General features: G+C 63.0%; 10 protein-coding genes. 4 read left to right on the top strand and 6 right to left on the bottom strand.

Translation table 11 applies throughout. The features are described from left to right. Positions 1-44: 44 nt before the first annotated feature. From modC to gpmA, 5 genes are all read right to left on the bottom strand, one after another. A complete protein-coding gene (gene modC / locus J1777_RS11330) occupies positions 45-1,124 on the bottom strand; it encodes a molybdenum ABC transporter ATP-binding protein (RefSeq protein ID WP_207575806.1) in 1,080 nt (359 codons plus the stop codon). Further along, entirely contained in the window at positions 1,121-1,813 is a 693-nt protein-coding gene (gene modB, locus J1777_RS11325) for a molybdate ABC transporter permease subunit (protein ID WP_207575805.1), read from the bottom strand. The genes modC and modB overlap by 4 nt, the downstream gene beginning before the upstream one ends. 12 nt (positions 1,814-1,825) lie before the next feature. Further along, positions 1,826-2,590 carry a HesA/MoeB/ThiF family protein gene (locus J1777_RS11320; RefSeq protein ID WP_207575804.1) on the bottom strand — a complete coding sequence of 255 codons (765 nt, stop codon included), beginning with the start codon at positions 2,588-2,590 and terminating at the stop codon, positions 1,826-1,828. A gap of 108 nt (positions 2,591-2,698) precedes the next feature. Continuing rightward, complete coding sequence (locus tag J1777_RS11315) at positions 2,699-4,156, bottom strand: S41 family peptidase (RefSeq protein ID WP_207575803.1); 1,458 nt, start codon at positions 4,154-4,156, stop codon at positions 2,699-2,701. 50 nt (positions 4,157-4,206) lie between these two features. Then, positions 4,207-4,950 carry a 2,3-diphosphoglycerate-dependent phosphoglycerate mutase gene (gene gpmA / locus J1777_RS11310; RefSeq protein WP_207575802.1) on the bottom strand — a complete coding sequence of 248 codons (744 nt, stop codon included), beginning with the start codon at positions 4,948-4,950 and terminating at the stop codon, positions 4,207-4,209. Positions 4,951-5,192: 242 nt separating this feature from the next. Between gpmA and J1777_RS11305 the strand changes: the two genes are divergently transcribed. The 4 genes from J1777_RS11305 (at position 5,193) to J1777_RS11290 (ending at position 7,622) form a co-directional block, all read left to right on the top strand. Next, complete coding sequence (locus tag J1777_RS11305; RefSeq protein WP_207575801.1) at positions 5,193-5,600, top strand: rhodanese-like domain-containing protein; 408 nt, start codon at positions 5,193-5,195, stop codon at positions 5,598-5,600. A 62-nt stretch (positions 5,601-5,662) separates the two neighbouring features. Continuing rightward, positions 5,663-5,920 carry a glutaredoxin 3 gene (gene grxC, locus J1777_RS11300; RefSeq protein ID WP_207575800.1) on the top strand — a complete coding sequence of 86 codons (258 nt, stop codon included), beginning with the start codon at positions 5,663-5,665 and terminating at the stop codon, positions 5,918-5,920. 87 nt (positions 5,921-6,007) lie between these two features. Then, complete coding sequence (gene secB, locus J1777_RS11295; RefSeq protein ID WP_207575799.1) at positions 6,008-6,469, top strand: protein-export chaperone SecB; 462 nt, start codon at positions 6,008-6,010, stop codon at positions 6,467-6,469. A gap of 139 nt (positions 6,470-6,608) precedes the next feature. Continuing rightward, entirely contained in the window at positions 6,609-7,622 is a 1,014-nt protein-coding gene (locus tag J1777_RS11290) for an NAD(P)H-dependent glycerol-3-phosphate dehydrogenase (protein ID WP_207575798.1), read from the top strand. Positions 7,623-7,702: 80 nt separating this feature from the next. Here the strand turns inward: J1777_RS11290 and lysA are convergent, their stop codons facing one another. Continuing rightward, positions 7,703-8,956: a diaminopimelate decarboxylase gene (gene lysA, locus J1777_RS11285; protein WP_207575797.1), complete on the bottom strand. Its 1,254-nt coding sequence runs from the start codon at positions 8,954-8,956 to the stop codon at positions 7,703-7,705. Between the last annotated feature and the right edge of the window lie 54 nt (positions 8,957-9,010).

The raw sequence follows: 9,010 nt of genomic DNA, 5'->3' as shown, positions 1-9,010 counted from the left end.
GGGCACATGATAGGGGCAAGCGCTGGGGCCTGGGCCGGGGCGGCCTAGCGCACCAAGGCCACGCCTTTGATGTGGGCGAACACGGCTTGCCCTGGGGCCAGTGCCAGTTGCCGGGCCGAGCGCTGGCTGATGTGGGCGAGCAATTGGCTCTCGCCCACGGCCAAGGCGGCCAGCACCTGGCCTGGGCCATCCTCGCGCAGGCCGGTGATGGTGGCGGGCAGGCTGTTGAGCAGGCTGGTGTGGGCCAGTGGCTGCAGGCTCAGGCTCACATCGCGGGCAGCAATGGTCAGGCGCACGGCGCTGCCCAGGGGGCGGCTGGCCAGGGCGGGCGTGGTTGGCAGCAGCAGCTGGCCCCCGGCAAAGCCCAGTGCGCTCAGGTGGTCTTGCGCATGGTGGGCCAGCAGCTGCCCTTGCAGCACGGCGGTGGCGTTGCTAGCGGCAAAGCCCTGGTCCAGCTGGTTGAAGAGGGTGGCCGCATCGCCTTGGCGCACGACCTGGCCGTGCGCCAACTGCACGATGTGCTGGGCCAGGCGCAGCACTTCTTCTTGGGCGTGGCTGACGTAGAGGATGGGAATGGCCAGCTCGCGCGGCAGGGCTTCTAGGTAGGGCAGCACCTCGGCCTTGCGGGCGGCATCCAGGGCGGACAGGGGCTCGTCCATCAGCAAGAGCTGCGGGCTGGTGGCCAGCGCCCGGGCAATGGCCACGCGCTGGCGCTCGCCGCCGGACAGGGTGGCGCAGGGGCGTTGCAGCAAATGGCCAATGCCCAGCAAATCGACCACCTTGTCCAAAGCCACCTTGCGCCGCGCCACCGGGGTGCGCTGCAGGCCAAAGTGCAAATTGCCCTGCACATTCAAATGGGCAAACAAGCTGGCCTCTTGAAACACATAGCCCAGGGCACGGCGGTGGGTGGGCAGCCATTGGCCCGTGGCATCGTCTTGCCAGACCTGCTCGCCCAGGCGCACCTGGCCTTGGCCGCGCTCCAGCCCGGCAATGCAGCGCAGCAAACTGGTTTTGCCGCAGCCCGAGGGGCCAATCAGGGCGCTGACCCCGCTGGCCGGCAGCTGCAGGGCGACATCCAGCGCAAAGCTGGGGCGCTGGTGCCGGATGCGCAGGTGCAGGGTCATAGCCCCGCTCCTGCCGTCTGCGTCGATTTGGGCTGCAGCCAGTGCAGGGCCAGCAGCACGATAAACGCAAACACCACCATGCCCAACGCCAGCGCGTGGGCTTGGCTGTATTCCATGGCCTCGACGTGGTCGTAAATCTGCACCGACACCACCCGGGTGTGGCCGGGGATGTTGCCGCCCAGCATCAGCACCACGCCAAATTCGCCCACCGTGTGGGCAAAGCACAGCACGGCGGCTGTCATAAAACCTGGGCGGGCCAGGGGCAGGACGACGTTAAAAAAACAATCCCAGCGCCCCGCGCCCAGGGTGGCGGCCACCTCCAGCGGGCGGCGGCCCAGGGCCTCAAAGGCCCGTTGCAGCGGTTGCACGGCAAAGGGCAGCGAGTACACCAGCGAGCCAATCACCAGCCCCGTAAACGTAAACGGCAGGCGCGGCCAGCCAAAAACATCCATGAACTGCCCCAGCGGCCCGTGCGGCCCCATGAACACCAGCAGGTAAAAGCCGATCACCGTGGGTGGCAGCACCAGCGGCAGCGCCACCACCGCCCCCACCGGGGCCCGCCAGCGCGAAGGCGTGTGCGCCAGCCACCAGGCCAGCGGGGTACACAGCACCAGCAGCAGCACGGTGGTGACGCTGGCCAGCTTCAGGGTCAGGGCAATGGCTTGCCAGTCTGCGGCAGAAAACAGCATGGGCAGGGGCGTTTACAGCGCGGCGTGCGTGGCGGGGCCGCACACCTTGCACTCCGGGTTTTTGGCGGTGTGCATGCGGCTGTATTCCATGGTGCGGGCATCCAGCAGCAACAGCCGCCCGGCCAGGGATTGGCCGATGCCGGTGATGAGTTTCAGCGCCTCGGCCGCTTGCATGCTGCCGATGATGCCCACCAGCGGCGAGAGCACGCCCAGGGTGGCGCATTGCACCTCTTGAAACTGCGCGTCGGGGTCGAACAGGCAGGCGTAGCAGGGCGCTTCGCTGTGGCGCGGGTCAAACACGGTGATTTGCGCATCGAACTTGATGGCCGCGCCGCTGACCAGCGGGATGCCGTGGCGTACGCAGGCGGCGTTCAGCAGGTGGCGGGTGCGGTAGTTGTCGCAGCAGTCCAGCACCACGGTCATGCCGGGCAGCAGGGCATCGAGCAAGGCGGCATCGGCGCGTTGGGCGATGGGCTGCAGCTGCACTTGGGGGTTCAGGTCGGTCACGGCCTGGGCCAGCGAGGCCACTTTGGGCTGGCCCACGCGGGCGGTGGTGTGGGCAATTTGGCGCTGCAGGTTGGTCAGATCGACGGCATCGTCATCCACCACCGTGATCTGGCCCACGCCGCTGGCGGCCAGGTACAGGGCGGCGGGGGCACCCAGCCCACCGGCCCCCAAAATCAGCACCCGGGCGGCGCAGATGCGCTCTTGCCCTTCGATGCCGATCTCATCGAGCAAAATGTGGCGCGAATAGCGCAGAAGTTGGTCGTCATTCATAAAAGCATAGTTGTTGGCGTTGATAAACAAAGGGTTTCAGATAGAAAACCATCTGAAACCCTTTATTTTTAAGCGGTAAAAGCTATCAACCTAGTGTGTGCAACGGGCTTATTCCTCGCCGTTGCTGGCCTCGTCGTCTTTCTTCTCGGGCGCGCGCTCGGTCAGGGTTTTGCTCACCAGCACGGGCTTGCCTTTGAGCTGGTTGAGCGCTTGCTGCAGCTGGAAGTCTTTCTCCGAGCCAAACTCGGGCAGGCGGCGCTCCTCGGGCGGCTTTTTGCTGTCTTCTTCCAGGCGCTTGCGCGCTTCTTCACGGGCTTTTTCGCGGGCGCTCAAGGCCACCGATTCGTCGGCCTTATCCACTGACAGGTGCTTGTCCAAATCGGCCTCGCGCATGCGCAGCGCGGCGTACACGTCGCCTTCGGCGGTTTCATCCACCATCACGTCGGGCACGATGCCTTTGGCCTGGATGGATTTGCCGCTGGGCGTGTAGTACAGCGCTGTGGTCAGCTTCATGCCGGTATCGGGCCCCAGCGGGCGCACGGTTTGTACCGAGCCCTTGCCAAAGGTCTGGCTGCCCATGATGGTGGCGCGCTTGTGGTCTTGCAGGGCCCCGGCGACGATCTCGCTGGCCGAGGCCGAGCCTTCATTGACCAGCACCACCAGCGGCACTTTTTTCAGCGCAGCGGGCAGATCGGCCAGCGGATCACCGCTGCGCCGGGCGTAGAACTGGGGCTCGGCCTTGAAGACGGCCTTGCTTTCTTCGAGCTGGCCATCGGTGCTCACCACCGTCACCCCTTGGGGCAAAAAGGCCGCCGAGATGGCCACGGCCGCATCCAGCAAGCCGCCGGGGTCGTTGCGCAAATCCAGCACCAAGCCTTTGAGTTTGGGGTCTTGCGCGTACAGCTCGGTGACTTTGCGCACAAAGTCCTCCACCGTGCGCTCTTGGAACTGGCTCAGGCGCACCCAGCCATAGCCCGGTTCGATCATTTTGGCTTTGACCGACTGGGTTTTGATTTCTTCGCGCGTGATGGTGACCGGGAAATTGCGCGCCTCGTCACGGCGCAAAATGGTCAGCGTCACCTTGGTGTTGGGCTCGCCGCGCATGCGCTTGACGGCTTCGTTCAGGCTCAGGCTTTTGACGGCGGTGTCGTCAATCTTGGTGATCAGGTCGTTGGTTTTCAGCCCAGCGCGGTCGGCGGGCGAGCCTTCGATGGGCGAGACAATTTTGATCAGCCCATCTTCTTGGGTGATTTCAATGCCCACGCCCACGAATTTGCCGCTGGTGCCTTCGCGAAATTCTTTGAACGACTTTTTATCGAAATACTGCGAGTGCGGATCCAGGCTGGAGACCATGCCCGAGATGGCATCGGTGATCAGCTTTTTATCGTTCACCGGCTCGACATAGTCGGTCTTGATGATGCCAAACACGGCCGACAGCTGTTGAATCTCTTCCAGTGGCAGCGGGGCGATGCCGCCGCGTGCCACGGTTTGCAGCGACACGGTGGTCAGCGCCCCAGCGAGCACGCCCAGCGAAACCCAGCCGGCGATTTTGAGTTTTTGCCCCATGCGTCTTCCTTTGAACGTTGAGCTTTGAAGGGGGGTACCAGTGTGGCAGCTTAGGCTTTGCCTTGCGCGGCCACGGCGGCAGCCGCTTTGGCGGCGGCTTCGGCATCGCCCAGGTAGTAGCTGCGGATGGGCTGCAGCCGGGCATCGAGCTCATACACCAGCGGGATGCCGTTGGGGATGTTTACGCCCACGATGGCATCGTCGGCAATGTTGTCCAGGTACTTGACCAAGGCACGAATCGAGTTGCCGTGGGCGGCAATCACAATGCGCTCGCCGCTTTGGATGCGCGGGGCCAGCACCTCTTGCCAAAACGGCACCACGCGGGCCACGGTGTCTTTGAGGCACTCGGTCAGCGGAATCTGCGCCGGCTCCAGCTTGGCATAGCGGCGGTCGCCGCGCTCGCTGCGCGGGTCGCCCGCCTCCAGCGCCGGGGGCGGGGTGTCGTAGCTGCGCCGCCATACCAGCACTTGCTCAGCGCCGTATTGCTGGGCGGTTTCGGCTTTGTTCAGGCCTTGCAGGCCGCCGTAGTGGCGCTCGTTCAAGCGCCAGTCTTTGACCACGGGCAGCCAGGTGCTGTCCATTGCGTCCAGGGCGTATTGCAGGGTGTGGATGGCGCGTTTCAAAACGCTGGTGTAGGCCACATCAAACTCAAAGCCTTCGGCCTTGAGCAGCTGGCCCGCCGAGATGGCTTGCGACACGCCGGTGGGCGTGAGGTCCACATCGGTCCAGCCGGTAAAGCGGTTTTCAAGGTTCCAAGTCGATTCGCCGTGGCGAATAAGCACGAGTTTGTACATGGCAGGGCAAATTTAAAAAAAGAGAGCAGCAGGCAGGCCCGATAGAAGACGATCCGCACGCGCAAATCCGCGCAAAAGTCGCCTATCCGGCAGTAAACAGCACATTCTAGGGCGTTGGCTGGTTGGCTGCGGCTATCGGCACCGGGCAAGCGCCTAAAATCGGCCCTTTTGCTGCAATCGTTTGCACTTTTTTCCGTTTTTCTCTTCCCCCTTTTTTATTTACTTGATTGGCAAGGACTGCTGTGAGCTTTTTGATTGAAAACTGGTATTTGTTGGTGCTGGCCTTGGTCTCTGGCATTGGTTTGGCGCTGCCGGTGCTGCGTGGCGGTGCGGGCCTGGGTTTGCAGCCGCAAGCGGCGGTGCAGCGCATTAACCGCGACAAGGCGGTGATGGTGGATGTGCGCGAGGCCGAGGAATATGCGGCGGGCCACATCACCAACGCAAAACACATCCCCCTGGCACAGATTGAAGAGCGCTTGCCCCAGGTGGTGAAGAACAAAAAACTGCCCGTGATTTTTGTCTGCGCCACCAGTCCGCGTTCCACCCGCGCCCAAATGGTGGCAAAAAAACTGGGCTACGAGCAGCCCGAAGTGCTGGCCGGTGGCATGCGCGCCTGGGCAGCGGCCAGTTTGCCGGTTGTAAAAAGCTAGACGGCCCCCAGCTGAAATACTTCCTCCAGACTTTCCTACCGACTCTGCAGAAAGGCCCCAGCATGCAAGCTGTAAAAATGTTCACCACCGCAGTGTGCCCCTATTGCACCCGCGCCAAGCAGTTGCTCAAAGCCCGGGGGGTGGAGCAGATTGAAGAAATCCGCATCGACCAAGACCCCAGCGCCCGCACCCACATGATGGAAAGCACCGGCCGGCGCACCGTGCCACAAATTTTTATCGGTAGCACCCATGTGGGCGGCTACGATGATTTGGCGGCCCTTGATGCCCAAGGCGGGCTTGTGCCTTTGCTCAATAGTTAAACCACACGGGCTGCTGCCAAGCCCCTGGCGCGGTTTTCCCTGGCGGCATAATGGCCGCTTCTTCTACCCCTTATTGTTAAATTCCTCATGTCCGACGAACAAGCCGTAACCCCCGTCTTTCAAATCCAACGCGTCTATTTGAAAGACTTGTCGCTGGAGCAACCCAACTCCCCCGCCATCTTGCTGGAGCAAGAGCAGCCCAGTCTGGACATCCAATTGGCCGTGGAAGCCACCCCGGTGGCCGATGGCATCTACGAAGTGGCCGTGCAATCGACCGTGCAAACCAAGATTGAAGACAAAACCGTTTTCCTGGTCGAAGCCAAGCAAGCCGGTATTTTTGAAATCCGTGGCATTCCCGAAGAGCAGCTGAACAACGTGATCGGCATCTCCTGCCCGCAAATCCTCTACCCCTACCTGCGCGGCAACGTGGCCGACATCATCAACCGCGCGGGCTTCCCGCCCGTGCACATGGCCGAAATCAACTTCCAGGCCCTGTACGAGCAGCAACAAGCCGCCGCCCAGGCCCAAGAAGCAGGCCAGCTGCAGTAAACACGCTGCCGCCTTGCCGCCAAGCCCCTTGAATGGGGCTTTTTCATTTATGCATAAAAAAAGCTGTTTGGGTAATGCAGATAAGCGCTAACAGCTATCAACTTTAAGCAATCAAGACCATCAAGGCAAAGGGGACGCAATGCACATCGTCGTTATTGGTGCCGGGGCCTGGGGCACGGCCATGGCTTGCGCGGCCGCCCGCCCGGCTGGGGGGCACCGCGTGACCCTCTGGGCCCGCGCGCCCGAGCAGGCGCAGGCCATGCAGAGCACGCGCACCAATCCGCGCTACCTGCCCGATGTGGTGCTGCCCGCTGGGGTCAGCGTGGTCAGTGGCCCCCTGGCGGCAGCGCTGCCTGGGGCCGATTTGCTCATCATTGGCACGCCCATGGCTGGGCTGCGTTCCACCTTGCACACCCTGGCCCAGGCCAAGGTCACGGCCCCGGTGGCGTGGCTGTGCAAAGGCTTTGAAGCGCCCACCACCGCCGATGCGCTGGGGCTGATGGCGCACGAAGTGGCCGCCCAAGTGGCCCCTGGTCTGCAATGCGGCGCTTTGAGCGGCCCCAGTTTTGCCCTGGAAGTGGCCCGTGCCCAGCCCACCTGCCTGGTGGCGGCCAGTGCGCATGCCGCCGTGCGTGCCGCGTTGCAAGCGGCTTTTCACAGCCCGGCGCTGCGCGTGTATGCCAATGCCGACATCGTGGGCGTGGAAGTGGGCGGTGCCGTGAAAAACGTCATGGCCATTGCCGCTGGCCTGTGCGATGGCCTGGCCCTGGGCCTGAACGCCCGCGCGGCCTTGCTCACCCGGGGGTTGGCCGAAATGACCCGCCTGGGCGTGGCACTGGGGGCCAAGGTCGAAACCTTTATGGGCTTGTCCGGCATGGGCGATTTGCTGCTGACGGCCACCGGCGATTTGTCGCGCAACCGCAAGGTGGGCCTGCTGCTGGCCCAGGGCCTGAGCCAAGAGGCCGCCGTGCAATCGCTGGGCCATGTGGCCGAAGGGGTGTACAGCGCGCGCACGGTGGTGCAACGCGCCCAAGCGCTGGGGGTGGAAATGCCCATTGCCATGGCAGTGGTGCAGTTGCTGGATGGCACGGCCAGCCCCCAGCAGGTGCTGCACGCCCTCATGGGGCGCGACCCGAAGGGGGAGTATGTGTAAAGAAAGAGCAGCTTCCGCTTTTAAATAAAAGGATTTTTATAAAAAATCATAAAAATCCTTTGTTAATAAAGCGGTAAAAGCTATTCAATTGATAGCTCTAGCGCCAAGAGCTCTTCCACCGTTTGCCGCCGCCGGATGAGTTGCACGTGTTCGCCATCGACCAGTACCTCAGCGGCCAAGGGGCGGCTGTTGTAGTTGCTGGACATGCTGGCCCCGTAGGCCCCGGTGTTGTGAATCACCAGCAAATCGCCCACCCGGGCGTTGCCCAGGGGGCGTGGCAGGACGATGCCGCCATCGCCCTGGGTAAATACATCGCCCGATTCGCACAGCGGCCCGGCCACCACGCTATCGCGCACGCTGGGCAGGATGCCGTCGCCCGGGCGCTGAATGTGCATGCCGTGCCAGCTGCCGTACATGGAGGGGCGCATGAGCTCGTTAAACCCGGTATCAACCAGCACAAAGTGGTTGTGCCCGGCATCTTTTACCGCCCGCACCTGGCCCAGCAGCACGCCCGATTCGGCGACTAAAAAGCGCCCCGGCTCCAGCTCCAGGCCCAGGGCGTGGCCGACGATGGTTTGGGCGTGTTGGCGGGCAGCGTCCCACAGGCCAAAGTAGTGGGTGGGGTTGATGCGCTCTTCGCCTTCGCGGTAGGGGATGGATAGGCCGCCGCCCGCTGAAATGGCGTGCAGATCGTGCCCCGCAGCGTGGACGGTGCGCACCAAATCGACCATGGCGCCGCACACTTGCTCGAGGTGGCCGTAATCCACACCCGAGCCAATGTGCATGTGCAAGCCCACCAGTTGCAGCTTGTTGGCAGTGATCGCTTGCAGCGCGGCGGGCAGTGCGGTGTGCCAGATGCCGTGTTTGCTGTGCTCGCCGCCGGTGTTGGTTTTGTTGCTGTGGCCATGGCCAAAGCCGGGGTTGATGCGCAGCCACACCGGATGGCCGGGGCTGCACATGCCCAGTTGGTCAAGCATGTCGATGGAGCCGGCATTGACAGGAATGTGGTGCTCCACCACGGTGGCCAAGGTGCTGGGGTCGAGCACATCAGCAGTAAAAACGATGTCTGAGGGGTGGCCGCCACCGCCTTGGTAGCCCGCGGCCAGCGCCCGCAAAATTTCGCCGCGCGAGACGGCATCCACCTTCACGCCTTGCGCGCGCATCAGGCGCAGGATGTGGATGTTTGAGCAGGCTTTTTGCGCAAAGCGCACGGTGTCAAAAATTTGCAGCTGGGCAATGCGCTCGCGGATGGTGGCCGCGTCGTACACCCACAGCGGGGTGCCATAGTGCGCGGCCAAGTGGTCGAGTTGTTCGGGGGTGAAGGGGATGGTCATAGCGTCAAATAAAAAAACAGCGCCGACAAAAGAAGATTTTGCGGGCGCTGCAGT

Origin of the sequence: Comamonas denitrificans, from assembly GCF_017368815.1 — a bacterium.
GTDB classification, from domain to species: domain Bacteria; phylum Pseudomonadota; class Gammaproteobacteria; order Burkholderiales; family Burkholderiaceae_C; genus Comamonas; species Comamonas denitrificans.
Note: the sequence above shows the minus strand (reverse complement) of the source record. Positions and strands in the feature narration are given on the sequence as shown.